The following is a 15,563-nucleotide window of genomic DNA, read 5'->3' on the forward strand; positions in this document are numbered from 1 at the left end:
TCAGTTCTCCAGAACGTCGAGCAGGCCGAGGGGCAGCGGAACATCCATGGCTTTATCGAACAGCAGATAAAGACCGATGGCCATCAGGCTGACGATCACCACACTGGGCACCCAGCGGCCGCCATACAGGCGCGCCATGGGGATGCCGATCAGCATGCTGCTGAGGATGAAACCCAGGGGCTCGAAGGTGCCGGCAAACACGATCAACAGCGCCACGCAGATGCTGATCTTGACCAGTGTCTGGCGGTCGAGCGCGGGTTCTTCTTCGGTGTGCTGGGTGGGTTGCGGGCGGAACAGCATGTAGATCAGCGCCAGGCTCATCAGCCCGAGCATCAGCAACGGGTAGGCCCGAGGCCCCACGGGCTCGTAAGAAAACGCCGCCTGATACGGCCAGGCCATCAGTGCCAGGCCGGCACAGGCCAGCAACAGCACAGCGGCAAAAATGCGTTGTAAGAGCATAGGAAACTCCAAGGCCCCTCTTGTAGGAGCGAGCTTGCTCGCGAAAAACGTCAACGATAACGCGTGCTGTCTGGATGCACGTGGATGTCCTTGGGTTCTTCGCGAGCAAGCTCGCTCCTACAGGGGCATTACACAAAAGAGGGGCGTTTACTGGATCAGGCCGAACTCTTTGGCCAGCACTTTGTAGTCAGCCACCTGTTTCTTCACGTAGGTGTCCAGCTCCGGGCCAGTCATGGCGAACGGGAACAGCTCGCGCTGGTCACGCAGCTTGGCGAACTCGTCGGAGGCCAGCAGTTTATCGAAGGCCTCCTTCCACCAGGCGTAGTCGGCATCGCTGACTTTTGGCCCGAGGTAGAAGCCACGCACCACCGGCCAGACGATGTCGTAGCCTTGCTCTTTGGCGGTCGGAATATTCTTCATTTCCGGCTCGTCCAGGCGCTCCTCGGAGAACACCGCCAGCAGGCGCATGTCACCGCTGAGGATGTGCGGCATGGAGTCGGAGATGTCGGTACTGCCGACCTGGATATGCCCGCCGAGCAGGGCGGTGGCGATTTCACCGCCGCCTTCGAGCGCCACATAGCGCAGCTCGCGCGGGTTGATCCCGGCGGCCTTGGCGATCAGGGCGGTTTGCATCCAGTCCTGGCTGCCCACGGTGCCGCCGGAACCGATCACCACGCTGCCCGGATCTTTCTTCAGGGCTTTAACCAGGTCGTCGAGGGTCTTGTAGGGCGAATCGGCTTTAACGGCGATGGCACCGTAGCTGGTACCCACGGCGGCCAGCCAGCGTACGGCGCTCTCATCGAAGCGTCCGAACTTGCCCTGGGCCAGGTTCAGCAGCGAACCGCTGGACCAGGCCACCAACGTACCGCCGTCCGCAGGACGCTGGGCCACCACGGCGTTATAGGCCACCGCGCCCACGCCGCCCGGCATGTAGGTCACGCGCATTGGTTTGCTCAGCAGTTTCTCGTTGACCAGCGCGCTTTGCGCCAGTTTGCAGGTCAGGTCAAAACCACCGCCGGGGGAGGCCGGGGCGATGCATTCCGGGCGCTTGGGTTCGTCGGCGGCCAGCAGTTGGCCGGCGAACAGCATGCAGCCGGCGGCGAGGGCCAATTTACGCAATGAAGGGGTCATGGTGATCTCCGTCTTTGTTGTTATGAGTGGCTTACCAGAGCGCAACGCTGTAGCTGACCAGCAGGCGCATTTCATCCGCATCACGGGCTGAATAGTTGGAACGGTAGGTGGCATTGCGCAGACGCACGGCGACATCCTTGAATGTGCCGCTTTGCACCACGTACTTGATCTCGCTGTTGCGCTCCCATTCCTTGCCGGTGTCGCCGTTCCTGAGCTTGATATTGTCACCCGAGAGGTAACGGCTCATGAAACTCAGGCCGGGAATGCCCAGCTTGGCGAAGTCGTAGTCGTAGCGCGCCTGCCAGGAGCGCTCTTCGGCGCCGGCAAAGTCGTTGATCTGCACGAAGTTGACCAGGTACGGGTCGCTGCCATCCACATACGGAAACGCGCTGTCGCCGGACATATGCTGGTAGCCGGCGCTGAGCTTATGGCCATTGAGGGCATAGCTGAACAGGCCGTTGAGGGAGGTGTTGTCGATCTTGCCGCCACGGGCTGCGCCTGTGTCATCGCTGATCGCCAGGCGCAGGTCGGTGGCGAAGGTGCCGGGGCCCATCGGGCGCGCGGCGACCAGGCCGAGGAAGTGCTGGCGGTACACGTCGTCGAGTTGGGCGAAGTGGTAGCTGCCGGTGATCTTGTCGGCGAACTTGTAGTCGACCCCGCCGAAGTTGAAATGCTTGCCGGTGGCACCGCTGAGGAAGCGGCTGTTCTTGTTGTTGAGGGCGATGTCCTCGTAGTTGCTGTCGTCGCGGTCCTTGGCTTTGTCGAGACGGCCGCCGGTGAAGACCAGGTTCTTGAATTCCTTGGAGGTGATCAAACCACCGTTGAAGGTCTGCGGCAGGATACGACCGTCGTTGGGCTTGAGGATCGGCAGCTCGGGCATCAGCGAACCGATCTTCAGCTCGGTAGCGGAAATCTTCACTTTGCCGGTCAGGCCCAGCTTGGAGTACTCGTTGGCGGCGCGGCCATCGTCGTGGGTAGGCAGCAGGCCGGTGCCGGTGCGGTCGGGGCTGGAGTCGAGCTTGACCCCGAGCATGCCCAGCGCGTCCACGCCAAAGCCGACGGTGCCGTCTGTGTAGCCCGATTGCAGGTTGAGCATGAAGCCCTGGGCCCACTCGTCGCGCTTGGACTGCTGGGCGCTGGTGCCGTCGCGAAAGTCGCGGTTGAAGTACATGTTGCGGGTTTCCAGGGTCGCGCTGCTGTCTTCGAAGAAGGCAGCCTGGCCAAGCGGCGAAAAGCCGGCAAGGGCAGCGGCACTGGCAAGGGCGGTGTGGGTCAGGCGGGAAATACGAACAGGCGGGCAAGCCTGGGGCTGTGTCGACAGCATCGTGGTGCACTCCGTTATTGTTCTTATTTTGGCGAAAACGCTTCAAGGCGTTTTTCGGGCGCGACCCATCAGGTCGCTCGGCAGGCATGACCTACCGTGGCTGGATGCTAAAGGGCGAAGCTTTCACTAACCTTTCAGCTGTCTTTCAATGTTTTCAGGCTTCACAGGGCAGTCGGCGCCTGTAAACTGCCCGGCAAAGCGTGGCGCCGACCACGTCCGAATAAGGTGGAAATCCATGCGTGTCCTTCTGGTTGAAGACCATCTGCAACTCGCCGAAAGCGTCGCCCAAGCGCTCAAGAGCACAGGTTTGACCGTTGACGTATTGCATGACGGCGTGGCCGCCGACCTGGCCTTGAGCAGCGAGGATTACGCGGTGGCCATCCTCGATGTGGGCCTGCCGCGCATGGACGGTTTCGAGGTACTGGCGCGCTTGCGGGCGCGTGGGAAAAACCTGCCGGTGCTGATGTTGACCGCGCGCAGCGATGTGAAGGACCGCGTGCATGGCCTGAACCTGGGCGCCGATGACTACCTGGCCAAACCGTTCGAACTGACCGAGCTGGAAGCCCGGGTCAAGGCGCTGCTGCGCCGCAGTGTGTTGGGCGGCGAGCGTCAGCAGGCGTGTGGTGTGCTGGTTTATGACCTCGACACCCGTCGTTTCACCGTGGGCGGCGAGTTGATGACGTTGACCTCCCGCGAGCAAGCCGTGCTTGAAGCGCTGATTGCCCGCCCAGGCCGGGTGATGAGCAAGGAGCAACTGGCTTCACAGGTGTTCGGCCTGGACGAAGAGGCCAGCCCCGACGCCATCGAAATCTACGTGCACCGCCTGCGCAAGAAGCTCGATGGCCAACCCATCGCCATCGTGACGTTCCGCGGTCTCGGCTACCTGCTGGAAGCCCGCGATGCATAAGCCCAGCAGCCTGCGCTGGCGCCTGCTGTGGAACCTGGCGCTGCTGCTGGTGCTGTTGATGCTCGCCAGTGGCATGAGCGCCTACTGGAACGGTCGCGAAGCGGCCGACACCGCCTATGACCGCACGTTGCTGGCCTCGGCGCGTACCATTGCCGCCGGCCTGACCCAGGTGGACGGCACCCTCAGCGCCAACGTGCCCTATGTCGCCCTCGACACCTTTGCCTACGACAGCGCCGGGCGCATCTATTACCAGGTCAATGACATTGATCAGAAGCTGATTTCCGGCTACGAAAACCTCCCCGGCCCGCCCCCCGGCACTCCGCGCACCGACGACTACCCGGCGCTGGCGCGCTTCTACAACGCCAAGTACCAGGGCCAGGAAGTGCGGGTGGTCAGCCTGCTCAAGGCGGTCTCCGAACCGAACATGAACGGCATGGCGGAAATCCGCGTGGCCGAAACCGATGAGGCACGGGTGAGCATGGCCCGCAGCCTGATGGCCGACACCTTGCTGCGCCTGGGCATGCTCGCCATCGGTGCCTTGTTGCTGGTGTGGTTTGCCGTCAGCGCCGCATTGCGCCCGCTGGAGCGCCTGCGCACCGCGGTGGAAGAGCGCCAGCCCGACGATTTGCGGCCGTTGCCGTTGGTGGAAGTGCAGCATGAGTTCGGCCCGCTGGTGCGTTCCCTCAACCACTTCACCGAACGCCTGCGCGGCCAGTTCGAGCGTCAGGCGCAGTTTATTGCCGATGCATCCCATGAACTGCGTACCCCGTTGGCGGCGCTCAAGGCACGCCTGGAGCTGGGCCTGCGTGCCGAAGACCCCGCGACTTGGCGCAGTACCCTGGAAACCGCCGCCCAAGGCACCGATCGGTTGACCCACCTGGCCAATCAGTTGCTGTCCCTGGCGCGCATCGAAAACGGTGCCCGGGCGATTGCCGAAGGCGGCGCGCAGTTGCTCGACCTCAGCCAATTGGCCCGTGAGCTGGGCATGGCCATGGCGCCGTTGGCCCATGCGCGTGGCGTGGCACTGGCGCTGGAGGCGGATGAACCGGTGTGGTTGCGTGGCGAGCCGACGCTGCTCAACGAACTGTTGAGCAACCTGGTGGACAACGCCCTGGCGCACACGCCACCGGGCGGCAACGTGATCCTGCGGGTCACGGCGCCGGCGGTACTGGAGGTGGAAGATGATGGCCCAGGTATTCCGCAGGAGGAGCGCGACCGGGTGTTCGAGCGCTTCTACCGCCGTAGCCAGCAAGGCATGGGCTCAGGCCTGGGGTTGGCGATCGTGGGCGAAATCTGTCGTGCGCATCTGGCCCAGATCAGCCTGCATGACGGCGAGCACGCGGGGTTGAAGGTGCGTGTGAGTTTTATCGCCGGTTGATCAATCGAACATGGCGCGCGCTTCATCCAGCTCTGCGCGCAGTTTTTCGCTGTAGGGATCAACCCGCAGTTTTTTCATCGCAGGCACGCTGGAGACGTCCACCTTGGCCAGGGGGTGATCGGTGCCGTGATGGCAATACAGCATGGCAATCTGCACCACGTCGATGTAGTCGAGGCAGGCTGAGTCCCGGTCCAGGTTCAGGTACTGGCCCGGCAGTTTCGCCAGCATTTCCGGGAAGTCCCAACCACTCAGCAACTTGTCGCCCAGCACCGGGTGGATGCTGTCGATCACGTGGTTGAGGCTGACCGGATCTGACAACAGCTCGTAGTGGTCTTCGGCGTAGGTCAGGATCGGCAGCACGCCGATCTGGTGCACCAGGCCGCCCAGCGCTGCCTGGTCCGGCTTGAGCTGGCTGTGGTTGCGGCACAGGGCGTAGCTGACGCCCGCCACTTCCAGGCTGCGGCGCCACACATCGCGCATTTTCTGTTCGACCACTTCGGAACGGGCGTGGAAGATCTGTTCCATCACCAGGCCGATGGCCAGGTTGCTGCTGTAGTTGGTGCCCAGCCGGGTGATGGCGGTGTGCAGGTCGGTGACTTCCTGGGTGGCGCGCAACAGCGGGCTGTTGACCACTTTGATCAGGCGCGCCGACAACGCAGTGTCGCGGCCGATCACTTTACTCAAGTGGCTGATGCTGATTTCCGGGTCTTCAGCGGCCTGACGGATGTTCAGGGCCACTTCCGGCAATGTCGGCAGAACCAGGTCATCGTTGTCGATGGCCTTAACCAACGCCTGTTGGACTTTTTCCGCCAGTTTGTTCATTCATGCTCTCTAGGGTGTTGCAGGAAAATACGGCGACTAACGCTGGATCTCACGATCGCGGTCAAGGGTGTAAGGCAGGTCAAGCAGTTGCAAACCGGGGCCTTCCAGCGTGCCTAGGTGCACATCGCCACTATCGGCAGCTTCGGCTTGCAATACCGCCAGAAGTTCAATCACCTGGTCAGCTTTTGCTGCAATCACCACTTCGCCGATCGAGCTGTTGTGGCTGGGGGAAAACAACGGGGTGCCTGGCTCGGGCATTTCAGCCGCGTTCAGGCTCAAGCGGTACAGGCGACGCTTGAGTTTGCCCAGGTACTGCATGCGCGCGACGATTTCCTGGCCGGTGTAGCAGCCTTTCTTGAAGCTGACGCCGCCCACGGCCTGCAGGTTGAGCATCTGCGGGATGAACAGTTCGCGGGTCTGGGGCATGACCTGGCCGATACCGGCGCGGATCTGGCCCAGTAGCCAGTGATTCAAGTCGGTTTGTGTCAACTGTGCGGCCAATTGGCCGCGCACGCCGTCGGCTTGCTCGGCAGGTACCCAGAGTTCGGCGCGGGCGGGAGACACGCGGACGGCGATCAGGTGTTCGGTACGGGCAACGCTGTCCGTTTCGGTGGGCAGCTCAAGGCCAAGGCCGGTCAGCGCCTGATCGCCATCGATCACACCGAAACGCACCCAGGCGGCGCTTTCGTCGGTGAGCTTGGACTTGGAGAACACTGCATATTTCTTCAGGTCCGCCAGTTGCGGTTCGAGCAGCTCGGTGGCCATGGCCAGGAGTACGCCGTCGCCCTGCAACAGGATGCGGAAGCTCGACTGCATGCGGCCTTTTTGTGTGCAGCGCGCACCGAGGCTGGCCTGGGTGTCGCTCAGGTAATTGAGGTTGCAGGTGAGTTGTCCCTGCAGGAACTTGGCAGCGTCGGAGCCGCGGACGGCGAGAACGCCTTCGTGGGACAGGGGGCAGAAGAAAGCAGAGTCAGCCATGGGTCATCGCAGGTCAAAAAGTCATGGGTGCATCATAGAGGGGCGCCCGGCAAATGGATAGTTTCCGTAGGGGCGACCAAAGCCGACTGTTCCGGTGCCGTCGGGCCTGTATACTTGCGCTCTATTTGAGGAGCGCTCCATGGTCGAAGATGTAGAAATCAATCGTCTCTACTGGCACAGCCGTCGTGGCATGCTTGAGCTTGATGTGTTGCTGGTGCCTTTTACCAAAGAGGTGTATGCGACGCTCAATAAGGAAGATCGCGATCTCTACGTCAGGCTGCTGACTTGCGAAGATCAGGACATGTTCGGCTGGTTCATGGAGCGGGCCGAATCCGAAGATCCTGAACTGCAGCGCATGGTCCGGATGATCCTGGATCGTGTCCAGCCCAAGTAATCGTTTCGAATGCCGCTGGCAGGCCTCACGGCTGCTGCTGGCGGCGTATCTCCTCGCCCAGCTGTTCGCGCTGGGTGCGCTGATGGTCCTCGACTCTCCCTTTGCTGTCCTCGGCGTGCTGGCGTGCCTGGCCCATGCTGCCTGGGTATTGCCGCGTTATGTCCTGCTGACTCACCGTTCGTCGATTCGTGGCCTGCGACGGGATGAAGAGGGCTGGCAATTATTCAGCAGTGAGCGCGGCTGGCATCGCGTGCAGCTGCGGCCCGACAGCCTGGCGTTGCCGCTGATTGTGGTGTTGCGCTATCGCGTACCGGGGGAATGGCGGGTGCGCTCGGTCTGCGTGCCGACGGATTCGCAGGCCGCCGATGTGCACCGGCGCCTGCGGGTTCGCTTGAAGTTCAGCCGCCGTAGGTGGTTGGCACCAGAATAGTGTCGCGGGCCTCGGGCAACATCTGCGGGTAGTCGAGGGTGTAGTGCAGGCCCCGGCTTTCCTTGCGTTCCATGGCTGAACGGATCATCAACTCCGCGACTTGGGCAAGGTTGCGCAGTTCGATCAGGTCACGGCTGACCTTATAGTTGCTGTAGAACTCATCAATCTCATCCAGCAGCAGTCGCACCCGGTGTTGCGCCCGTTGCAGGCGCTTGTTGGTGCGCACGATCCCCACGTAGTCCCACATGAAGCGCCGCAGCTCGTCCCAGTTGTGGGCGATGATCACGTCTTCGTCCGAATCGGTAACCTGGCTGGCATCCCAGCGGGGCAGGGCGGCCGGCACCGGGATGCGCGGCAGTTGTTCGAGAATGTCGGCTGCGGCCGAGCGGGCGTAGACGAAGCATTCGAGCAGTGAGTTGCTGGCCATGCGGTTGGCGCCGTGCAGGCCGGTGAAGCTGGTTTCGCCAATCGCGTACAGGCCGGGTACATCGGTACGCCCATATTGGTCGACCATCACACCGCCGCAGGTGTAGTGCGCCGCCGGCACCACCGGGATCGGGCCTTTGGTGATGTCGATGTTGAACGCCAGGCAGCGCTCGTAGACGGTCGGGAAGTGGGTCTTGATGAACGCTTCGGGCTTGTGGCTGATGTCCAGGTAGACGCAGTCGATGCCCAGGCGCTTCATTTCATGGTCGATGGCGCGGGCGACAATATCCCGTGGAGCCAGCTCGGCGCGCGGGTCGAAACGCTGCATGAAGCGCTCACCGTTCGGCAGCTTGAGGTGTGCACCTTCGCCGCGCAGGGCTTCGGTGATCAGGAAGCTCTTGGCCTGTGGGTGATACAGGCAGGTGGGGTGGAACTGGTTGAATTCCAGGTTGGCCACCCGGCAGCCCGAGCGCCATGCCATGGCAATGCCGTCGCCGCAGGCGCCGTCGGGGTTGCTGGTATAGAGGTAGACCTTGGCGGCGCCGCCTGAGGCGAGGATGGTGAAGCGCGCACCATAAGTATCCACCTCGCCGCTGGCGCGGTTGAGCACATAGGCGCCGAGGCAGCGTTCGCCCGGCAGGCCCAGGCGCTTTTCGGTGATCAGGTCGACAGCGACGCGTTGTTCCAGCAGTTCGATGTTGGGGCGTTGGCGGGCCTGGTCGAGCAAGGTCCTGAAGATCGCGGCACCGGTGGCATCGGCGGCGTGGATGATACGCCGATGGCTGTGGCCGCCTTCGCGGGTCAGATGGAACTCGAAGCCGCCGTCATCGCTGCTTGCGTGTTCGTCGCGGGTGAAGGGCACGCCCTGGTCGATCAGCCATTGGATTGCCTCGCGGCTATGCTCGACGGTGAAGCGCACCGCGTCTTCGTTGCACAGGCCACCGCCGGCGTTGAGGGTGTCTTCAACGTGGGATTGCACCGTATCGGTGTCGTCCAGCACCGCGGCGACACCGCCCTGGGCCCAGAATGTCGAACCGTTGGCCAGGTCGCCTTTGCTCAGGACGGCAATTCGCAGGTGGCTGGGAAGGGTCAGCGCAAGGCTCAAGCCGGCCGCGCCGCTACCGATCACCAGGACATCGTGTTGAAACTGTTGGCTCATTTGAAGGATTCCGCAAAAAGCGATCCACAGGGCTGGCGCAAACAGGACGCCTGGATCGGCGAATCAAAGGGTCACACGGGCCACTAGTATATAGAGGGGGGGAGCGGCACAATAGCCGGGCATTCGTGGCAATGTGAGATTACGGTGCACGGCTCGGGTAAAATCGGCAGGTTATTGAGGTGGGAACTTTTTGCATAAGCCTCGACTCAATAGCAGGTTGCCCGAAAGCTGGGAAACGTTGAGTTTATTGGCCCGTCGGGAGCATTGGACGCGTCAGAAAACCGACGACAAGATTATTCGCGCAGCCGGCGTTGCCCGCGCTGCGTTTTTCGTGTGTGCCAAATCAGTGCGTGCCGGAAACTTGCTTGAAGGGGGAGAACTTTTGCGAAAAGTCCGAGTCTATGTTTGCAAGCCTGATCGTTTAGTTATGCAAGCCTCCTTCAAGTACAACGAGGAGTGTTCATGCTAACCCAGGAAGAGGATCAGCAGCTGGTCGAGCGCGTTCAACGCGGTGACAAGCGAGCATTTGATCTGCTAGTGCTGAAATACCAGCACAAAATTCTCGGGTTGATCGTGCGGTTTGTGCACGACACCCATGAAGCGCAGGACGTTGCACAGGAAGCCTTTATCAAGGCGTACCGTGCACTGGGCAATTTCCGCGGTGATAGTGCGTTTTACACGTGGCTCTACCGCATCGCCATCAACACGGCGAAGAACTATCTGGTGTCTCGCGGACGCCGCCCACCGGATAGTGATGTAAGTTCAGAAGATGCAGAATTTTACGATGGTGATCACGGCCTCAAAGATCTCGAGTCGCCGGAGCGTGCATTGCTGCGCGACGAGATCGAAGGCACCGTTCATCGCACAATTCAGCAACTGCCAGAAGATTTGCGTACGGCGTTAACTTTACGTGAATTCGATGGTCTGAGTTACGAAGACATTGCGAGCGTCATGCAGTGTCCGGTGGGGACTGTAAGGTCACGGATTTTCCGGGCCCGGGAAGCCATCGATAAAGCCTTGCAACCGTTGTTGCAGGAAAACTAAAGACAGCGGCGACAGCCAAGAGAGGAACCGCCATGAGTCGTGATGCCCTGCAGGAATCGCTGTCCGCAGTGATGGATAACGAAGCGGATGAACTGGAACTTCGTCGAGTGCTCAACGCATTTGATGATGCCGAAACCCGTGATACCTGGTCTCGTTACCAAGTCGCTCGGGCGGTGATGCACAAGGATCTTCTAATCCCTCGTCTGGATATTGCTGCGGCCGTTTCTGCCGCGCTGGCTGATGAAGCCGTTCCGGCAAAAGCTGCTCGTGGCCCTTGGCGCAGCCTGGGTCGCCTGGCAGTGGCTGCCTCGGTGACTGTTGCAGTGCTGGCCGGTGTTCGCCTGTACAACCAGGACGAAATCGCCGGGGCCGAACTGGCCCAGCAGACTCAGCAACCGGTCATGGCCGGTCCGCAAGTCAAAGGCCCAGCGGTACTGGCCGGCTACAAGGAAAGCTCCGACACCACCGGCCCTATGGCCAACGGTGTGCTGCAAGGGCAATCCGGCTGGCAGGACCAGCGTCTTCCAGGCTACCTGCGCCAACACGCACAGGAATCCGCCTTGAAAGGCACTGAAAGCGCTCTGCCATACGCTCGCGCTGCAAGCCTGGAAAACCGCTGATCCGTTAAGGAGCCCTATGCGCGCCATACCGCTCCTTACGTTATTGCTCAGTGGTTGGTTTGCACTCCCCGCCCATGCCGACGAAGCCCAAGACTGGCTGACTCGACTTGGGCGTGCAGAGCAGCAGCAAAGTTTCCAAGGTACGTTTGTCTACGAACGTAATGGCAGTTTTTCTACCCACGACATCTGGCATCGCGCCCAGAATGGCCAGGTCCGTGAGCGGCTCTTGCAGCTTGATGGTTCTGCCCAGGAAGTCGTTCGCGTAGATGGCCGCACTCAGTGCGTCAGCGGCACTCTTGTCGCCGGCCTGGGCAATTCGCGTGATGCGCCCTCGCGCGCCCTCGATCCGCAAAGACTCAATCAATTCTACGAACTGGCCGTTATCGGAAAGTCTCGCGTGGCCGGTCGTAATGCAGTGATTGTGTCGATTACACCCCGTGATCAATACCGCTACGGTTTTGAGCTGCACCTTGATCGTGAAACTGCGCTGCCGCTCAAGTCCTTGTTGCTGAATGATCAAGGGCAGTTGCTGGAGCGCTTTCAGTTCACTCGATTGGACACCTCCACCACGCCTAATGATCGCGACTTGCAGCCTAGCGGCGAATGCACCTCCATCGCCGTCGGCGATACCAAGGCAGCGGCCGTAGAGGCCACCGAGGCGTGGCACTTGGAGTGGTTGCCGCCAGGCTTTCAGCTGACCAATAGCAGTGCCCGCAAGGATCCCCATACCAAGGCCACGGTCGACAGCCTGATGTATGAAGATGGACTGGCGCGCTTCTCGGTGTTTCTCGAACCGATCAGCGATGTGAGCGTGACCGAGACTCGCACCCAATTAGGCCCTACGGTTGCTGTATCTCGTCGCTTGAATACGGTGGATGGCGAAATGATGGTGACTGTGGTCGGCGAAATACCTATTGGCACCGCCGAACGCATCGCACTGTCGGTGCGCGGTGAAAAAAAGGCCACCCCCAAGCCGTGAGTCGTTAATCCTATGTTCATCCAGATCTTTCACAGTACGTCCATGCCAGGTTGGCTGCCGAGAGCATGAAATGTCTGGATCAGCATTTTCACTTGCAAAAATCTCCCATGTTTTTTATAGGTCAGGGCTTGTTGGCCCTGGCCTTGTTTAGTTCGCGGAACAAAGATGTCGTTCGCAGTTTTCGGCGTTTCTTGAACCCTGTCGCTCAACCCTGCTCGTCGTAACGGGAGCTGTATGTCGATACCACGTTTGAAGTCTTACCTATCCATAGTCGCCACGGTATTGGTGCTGGGTCAGGCCGTGCCCGCGCAAGCGGTCGAGTTGCCTGACTTCACCCAATTGGTTGAGCAAGCCTCGCCTGCCGTGGTGAACATCAGTACCACCCAGAAGCTGCCGGATCGCAAAGTCTCCAACCAGCAGATGCCTGACCTGGAAGGCCTGCCGCCGATGCTGCGCGAGTTCTTCGAGCGTGGCATGCCACAACCGCGTGCGCCCCGTGGTGGCGGTGGTGGCCAGCGTGAAGCGCAGTCCCTGGGGTCGGGCTTCATCATCTCGCCAGATGGCTACATCCTCACCAATAACCATGTGATTGCCGACGCCGACGAGATCCTTGTGCGCCTGGCTGATCGCAGTGAGCTGAAAGCCAAATTGGTCGGCACCGATCCGCGTTCCGACGTGGCCTTGCTGAAGATCGAGGGCAAGGACCTGCCGGTGCTGAAGCTGGGCAAGTCCCAGGACCTGAAGGCGGGGCAGTGGGTGGTAGCCATAGGCTCGCCGTTTGGTTTTGACCATACCGTTACCCAGGGTATCGTCAGTGCCATTGGTCGCAGCCTGCCGAACGAGAACTATGTGCCGTTTATCCAGACCGACGTGCCGATCAACCCGGGCAACTCCGGTGGCCCGTTGTTCAACCTGGCGGGCGAAGTGGTGGGGATCAACTCGCAGATCTACACCCGTTCCGGTGGCTTCATGGGGGTGTCGTTCGCCATTCCTATCGACGTGGCCATGGATGTTTCCAATCAGCTGAAAAGTGGTGGCAAGGTCAGCCGTGGCTGGTTGGGTGTGGTCATCCAGGAAGTGAACAAGGACCTGGCTGAATCCTTCGGCCTCGACAAGCCGGCGGGCGCCCTGGTCGCGCAAATCCAGGATGACGGCCCGGCTGCCAAAGGCGGTCTGCAAGTGGGCGACGTGATCCTGAGCATGAACGGTCAACCGATCGTTATGTCGGCCGACCTGCCGCATCTGGTTGGCGCACTCAAGGCCGGCAGCAAGGCCAAGCTGGAAGTGATTCGTGATGGCAAGCGCCAGAATGTCGAGCTGACCGTGGGTGCGATCCCTGAAGAGGGCGCGACCCTGGATGCCCTGGGTAACACCAAGCCGGGCGCCGAGCGCAGCAGCAATCGCCTGGGCATTGCGGTGGCCGAGCTGACTGACGAGCAGAAGAAAGCCTTCGATCTCAAGAGCGGCGTGGTGATCAAGGAAGTGCAGGACGGCCCGGCAGCGTTGATCGGCCTGCAGCCTGGCGACGTGATCACTCACCTGAACAATCAGGCGATTGAGACTACCAAGCAGTTCACCGACATCGCCAAGGCGTTGCCGAAGAACCGCTCGGTATCGATGCGCGTGCTTCGTCAGGGGCGTGCCAGCTTCATTACCTTCAAGCTGGCCGAGTAACCCACCCGGCCAATAAAAAGCCCCGCCTTCGTTTTACGAGGGCGGGGCTTTTTTGTGGGCGATGGGTTTAGCCCATCATGCCTTTAACCAGGCGCTCCTGTTCGATCAACTCACGCTGACGTGCATCGATACGTGACGACAACGGGAAATTGCTGCCGGCGCGACGTTTGGCAAAGTCCAACTGCTGAATCGCCTGCTGGAAGTCGCCCACCAAAGCAAAGTATTCGGCGCGAGCCTGATGCAGGCCGATGATATTGCCCGACAAGCCACGGGTCTCGGCGACCTGGTACCACACATCCGGATCGTCCGGGCGAGACTTGAGCAAGCCATCCAGGGCCTTTTCCGCATCGGCGGTGCGATTCTGTTTAAGCAGCAGATCTACCCGAATCTGATTCAGCGGGTAGTTGCCGGGGTATTGGGTCAGCATCCGATCCGTGCGTTGCTGGGCATCGGGCAGGTGGTTGTTGTCGATGTCCAACTGGATTTGCGCCAGGTTGTAGGTGATGTCGTTGGGCGCCTTGGCCAGCAAGGGTTGCAGGCTTTCCCGTGCCTGCTTGAACTGGGAGGCTTTGATCTGGGCGATGGCCAGGCCATAGCGCGCCACGTCGTTTTTAGGATTTTCGTCCAGTTGCGCCTGGAAGCGCTTGGCGGCGAGTCCGGAGGTGTCTTCGTATTGCAACTGTACCCGCGCGCGAATCAATTGGTAGCGCAGGCTGTCTTCCTTGCCGCCGGCCTTGGCTTGTTCCGCGCGGTTGCGGGTGTCGGCGATACGCGATTCGGTCACCGGGTGAGTCAGCAGGAATTCCGGCGGCTTGGCGTCGAAGCGATACTGACGCATCAGGCGTTCGAACATGGTTGGCATGGAGCGCGGGTCGTAGCCGGCTTTCTCCAGGTTGACGATGCCGATACGGTCCGCCTCCTGTTCATTCTGGCGAGAGAATCGTCGTTGTTCCTGGATGGCCGCGGCCTGTGTGCCGGCGATTGCGGCGATCCCGGCATCCCCGGCACCGGCGGCGGCCGCAATGATGCCGCCGAGGAGGGCGGCCATCATCGGGATCTGCATGCGCTGCTGCGCCTCGACACCACGGGCGAAGTGACGCTGGGACAAGTGAGCCAGTTCGTGGGCCAGCACCGACGCGTATTCCCCTTCGGTCTGGGCATTGAGAAACAGGCCGCCGTTCACGCCGACGATACCGCCGGGTGCGGCGAAGGCGTTCAGTTGCGGGCTGTTGATCAGGATGAATTCCAGGCGCCGGTCATTCACCTGGCTGGTTTCCACCAGCTTGTACACGCTGGTTTCGACGTAATCCTTGAGCTGCGGGTCGTTCAACTGCGAGACCTGGCCCCGTAGGTAGGCCAGCCAGGCGCGGCCCAGCTGATATTCCTGTTGCGGCGAGACAATGGCAGAACTGGCGTCGCCAAGTGACGGCAGGTCGTCAGCGAAGCCTGGGGAGGCCAGCAGGCAAGCCAGCGTCAGCAGGGTAGGGCGCAAAAAAGTCATGCACAGAGCCTTTCGACAAAGAGCTTACTGTAGCCGGACACTGAGCTTCGGACCAGATATTCTAAGCACCCCGAATGCGTGCCCGGAGTAAAACCATGACCGACGCTGTAGCCTTTGATGCCGAACTCGATGCCAGCGGCCTCAATTGCCCGTTGCCTCTGCTCAAGGCCAAGCTGGAACTCAATCGATTGGCCAGTGGCGCTGTGCTCAAGGTGATCGCCACCGACGCAGGTTCCCAGCGTGATTTTCGTACCTTCGCCAAGCTGGCCGGCCATACCCTGCTGCATGAAGAAGACGCCGCCGGTGTGTACCGTTACTGGTTGCGCAAGGCCTGAAC

16 protein-coding genes are annotated in these 15,563 nt (G+C 61.0%); 9 read left to right on the forward strand and 7 right to left on the reverse strand.

What is annotated here, in order from left to right:
* The 3 genes from F6S08_RS08455 to F6S08_RS08465 all read right to left on the reverse strand — a co-directional run bounded on the left by F6S08_RS08455 (nucleotide 1) and on the right by F6S08_RS08465 (nucleotide 2,914).
* The gene (locus tag F6S08_RS08455; protein ID WP_315871516.1) at nucleotides 1-459 is read right to left on the reverse strand and encodes a tripartite tricarboxylate transporter TctB family protein; all 459 of its coding nucleotides are present in this window, start codon (nucleotides 457-459) and stop codon (nucleotides 1-3) included.
* Nucleotides 460-606: 147 nt separating this feature from the next.
* On the reverse strand, nucleotides 607-1,590 hold the full coding sequence (locus F6S08_RS08460; RefSeq protein WP_027604327.1) for a Bug family tripartite tricarboxylate transporter substrate binding protein: 984 nt from the start codon (nucleotides 1,588-1,590) through the stop codon (nucleotides 607-609).
* 31 nt (nucleotides 1,591-1,621) lie between these two features.
* Complete coding sequence (locus F6S08_RS08465) at nucleotides 1,622-2,914, reverse strand: OprD family porin (protein ID WP_315871517.1); 1,293 nt, start codon at nucleotides 2,912-2,914, stop codon at nucleotides 1,622-1,624.
* A 235-nt stretch (nucleotides 2,915-3,149) separates the two neighbouring features.
* Here F6S08_RS08465 and F6S08_RS08470 point away from each other — a divergent pair, with 235 nt between their 5' ends.
* A complete protein-coding gene (locus tag F6S08_RS08470) occupies nucleotides 3,150-3,821 on the forward strand; it encodes a response regulator (RefSeq protein ID WP_027604325.1) in 672 nt (223 codons plus the stop codon).
* On the forward strand, nucleotides 3,814-5,199 hold the full coding sequence (locus F6S08_RS08475; RefSeq protein WP_065928218.1) for a sensor histidine kinase: 1,386 nt from the start codon (nucleotides 3,814-3,816) through the stop codon (nucleotides 5,197-5,199). Before F6S08_RS08470 ends, F6S08_RS08475 begins: the two co-directional genes overlap by 8 nt.
* Here the strand turns inward: F6S08_RS08475 and F6S08_RS08480 are convergent, their stop codons facing one another.
* Nucleotides 5,200-6,021 carry an HDOD domain-containing protein gene (locus F6S08_RS08480; protein WP_065928217.1) on the reverse strand — a complete coding sequence of 274 codons (822 nt, stop codon included), beginning with the start codon at nucleotides 6,019-6,021 and terminating at the stop codon, nucleotides 5,200-5,202.
* Nucleotides 6,022-6,057: 36 nt separating this feature from the next.
* Entirely contained in the window at nucleotides 6,058-6,999 is a 942-nt protein-coding gene (locus tag F6S08_RS08485; RefSeq protein ID WP_065928216.1) for a YgfZ/GcvT domain-containing protein, read from the reverse strand.
* A gap of 139 nt (nucleotides 7,000-7,138) precedes the next feature.
* Here F6S08_RS08485 and F6S08_RS08490 point away from each other — a divergent pair, with 139 nt between their 5' ends.
* Nucleotides 7,139-7,393: a succinate dehydrogenase assembly factor 2 gene (locus F6S08_RS08490; RefSeq protein ID WP_027604321.1), complete on the forward strand. Its 255-nt coding sequence runs from the start codon at nucleotides 7,139-7,141 to the stop codon at nucleotides 7,391-7,393.
* Nucleotides 7,377-7,823 carry a protein YgfX gene (locus F6S08_RS08495; RefSeq protein ID WP_065928215.1) on the forward strand — a complete coding sequence of 149 codons (447 nt, stop codon included), beginning with the start codon at nucleotides 7,377-7,379 and terminating at the stop codon, nucleotides 7,821-7,823. Before F6S08_RS08490 ends, F6S08_RS08495 begins: the two co-directional genes overlap by 17 nt.
* Here the strand turns inward: F6S08_RS08495 and nadB are convergent.
* On the reverse strand, nucleotides 7,792-9,408 hold the full coding sequence (gene nadB, locus F6S08_RS08500) for an L-aspartate oxidase (RefSeq protein ID WP_315871518.1): 1,617 nt from the start codon (nucleotides 9,406-9,408) through the stop codon (nucleotides 7,792-7,794). The genes F6S08_RS08495 and nadB overlap by 32 nt on opposite strands.
* Nucleotides 9,409-9,870: 462 nt before the next feature.
* Here nadB and rpoE point away from each other — a divergent pair, with 462 nt between their 5' ends.
* The 4 genes from rpoE to F6S08_RS08520 all read left to right on the forward strand — a co-directional run bounded on the left by rpoE (nucleotide 9,871) and on the right by F6S08_RS08520 (nucleotide 13,725).
* Nucleotides 9,871-10,452, forward strand: coding sequence for an RNA polymerase sigma factor RpoE (gene rpoE / locus F6S08_RS08505; protein WP_003172477.1), 582 nt, complete (start codon nucleotides 9,871-9,873; stop codon nucleotides 10,450-10,452).
* A 32-nt stretch (nucleotides 10,453-10,484) separates the two neighbouring features.
* Nucleotides 10,485-11,072, forward strand: coding sequence for a sigma-E factor negative regulatory protein (locus F6S08_RS08510; protein WP_003172479.1), 588 nt, complete (start codon nucleotides 10,485-10,487; stop codon nucleotides 11,070-11,072).
* A 16-nt stretch (nucleotides 11,073-11,088) separates the two neighbouring features.
* On the forward strand, nucleotides 11,089-12,051 hold the full coding sequence (locus F6S08_RS08515) for a MucB/RseB C-terminal domain-containing protein (protein WP_065928213.1): 963 nt from the start codon (nucleotides 11,089-11,091) through the stop codon (nucleotides 12,049-12,051).
* 234 nt (nucleotides 12,052-12,285) lie between these two features.
* Complete coding sequence (locus tag F6S08_RS08520) at nucleotides 12,286-13,725, forward strand: DegQ family serine endoprotease (RefSeq protein ID WP_027604316.1); 1,440 nt, start codon at nucleotides 12,286-12,288, stop codon at nucleotides 13,723-13,725.
* Nucleotides 13,726-13,792: 67 nt separating this feature from the next.
* On the opposite strand, the gene F6S08_RS08525 is transcribed toward F6S08_RS08520, so the two are convergent.
* A complete protein-coding gene (locus F6S08_RS08525; RefSeq protein ID WP_027604315.1) occupies nucleotides 13,793-15,226 on the reverse strand; it encodes a M48 family metalloprotease in 1,434 nt (477 codons plus the stop codon).
* A 95-nt stretch (nucleotides 15,227-15,321) separates the two neighbouring features.
* On the opposite strand from F6S08_RS08525, the gene F6S08_RS08530 reads away from it, so the two are divergent.
* A complete protein-coding gene (locus tag F6S08_RS08530; protein ID WP_010212198.1) occupies nucleotides 15,322-15,561 on the forward strand; it encodes a sulfurtransferase TusA family protein in 240 nt (79 codons plus the stop codon).
* The last annotated feature ends 2 nt before the right edge of the window (nucleotides 15,562-15,563 follow it).

It is taken from the genome of Pseudomonas sp. JV449, assembly GCF_032424295.1.
Taxonomy (GTDB): Bacteria; Pseudomonadota; Gammaproteobacteria; order Pseudomonadales; family Pseudomonadaceae; genus Aquipseudomonas; species Aquipseudomonas marginalis.

Coding starts and splice junctions, on each gene's coding strand:
- F6S08_RS08455 (WP_315871516.1), bottom strand. CDS start 459: ATGCTCTTACAACGCATTTTTGCCGCTGTGCTGTTGCTGGCCTGTGCC.
- F6S08_RS08460 (WP_027604327.1), bottom strand. CDS start 1,590: ATGACCCCTTCATTGCGTAAATTGGCCCTCGCCGCCGGCTGCATGCTG.
- F6S08_RS08465 (WP_315871517.1), bottom strand. CDS start 2,914: ATGCTGTCGACACAGCCCCAGGCTTGCCCGCCTGTTCGTATTTCCCGC.
- F6S08_RS08470 (WP_027604325.1), top strand. CDS start 3,150: ATGCGTGTCCTTCTGGTTGAAGACCATCTGCAACTCGCCGAAAGCGTC.
- F6S08_RS08475 (WP_065928218.1), top strand. CDS start 3,814: ATGCATAAGCCCAGCAGCCTGCGCTGGCGCCTGCTGTGGAACCTGGCG.
- F6S08_RS08480 (WP_065928217.1), bottom strand. CDS start 6,021: ATGAACAAACTGGCGGAAAAAGTCCAACAGGCGTTGGTTAAGGCCATC.
- F6S08_RS08485 (WP_065928216.1), bottom strand. CDS start 6,999: ATGGCTGACTCTGCTTTCTTCTGCCCCCTGTCCCACGAAGGCGTTCTC.
- F6S08_RS08490 (WP_027604321.1), top strand. CDS start 7,139: ATGGTCGAAGATGTAGAAATCAATCGTCTCTACTGGCACAGCCGTCGT.
- nadB (WP_315871518.1), bottom strand. CDS start 9,408: ATGAGCCAACAGTTTCAACACGATGTCCTGGTGATCGGTAGCGGCGCG.
- rpoE (WP_003172477.1), top strand. CDS start 9,871: ATGCTAACCCAGGAAGAGGATCAGCAGCTGGTCGAGCGCGTTCAACGC.
- F6S08_RS08510 (WP_003172479.1), top strand. CDS start 10,485: ATGAGTCGTGATGCCCTGCAGGAATCGCTGTCCGCAGTGATGGATAAC.
- F6S08_RS08515 (WP_065928213.1), top strand. CDS start 11,089: ATGCGCGCCATACCGCTCCTTACGTTATTGCTCAGTGGTTGGTTTGCA.
- F6S08_RS08520 (WP_027604316.1), top strand. CDS start 12,286: ATGTCGATACCACGTTTGAAGTCTTACCTATCCATAGTCGCCACGGTA.
- F6S08_RS08525 (WP_027604315.1), bottom strand. CDS start 15,226: ATGACTTTTTTGCGCCCTACCCTGCTGACGCTGGCTTGCCTGCTGGCC.
- F6S08_RS08530 (WP_010212198.1), top strand. CDS start 15,322: ATGACCGACGCTGTAGCCTTTGATGCCGAACTCGATGCCAGCGGCCTC.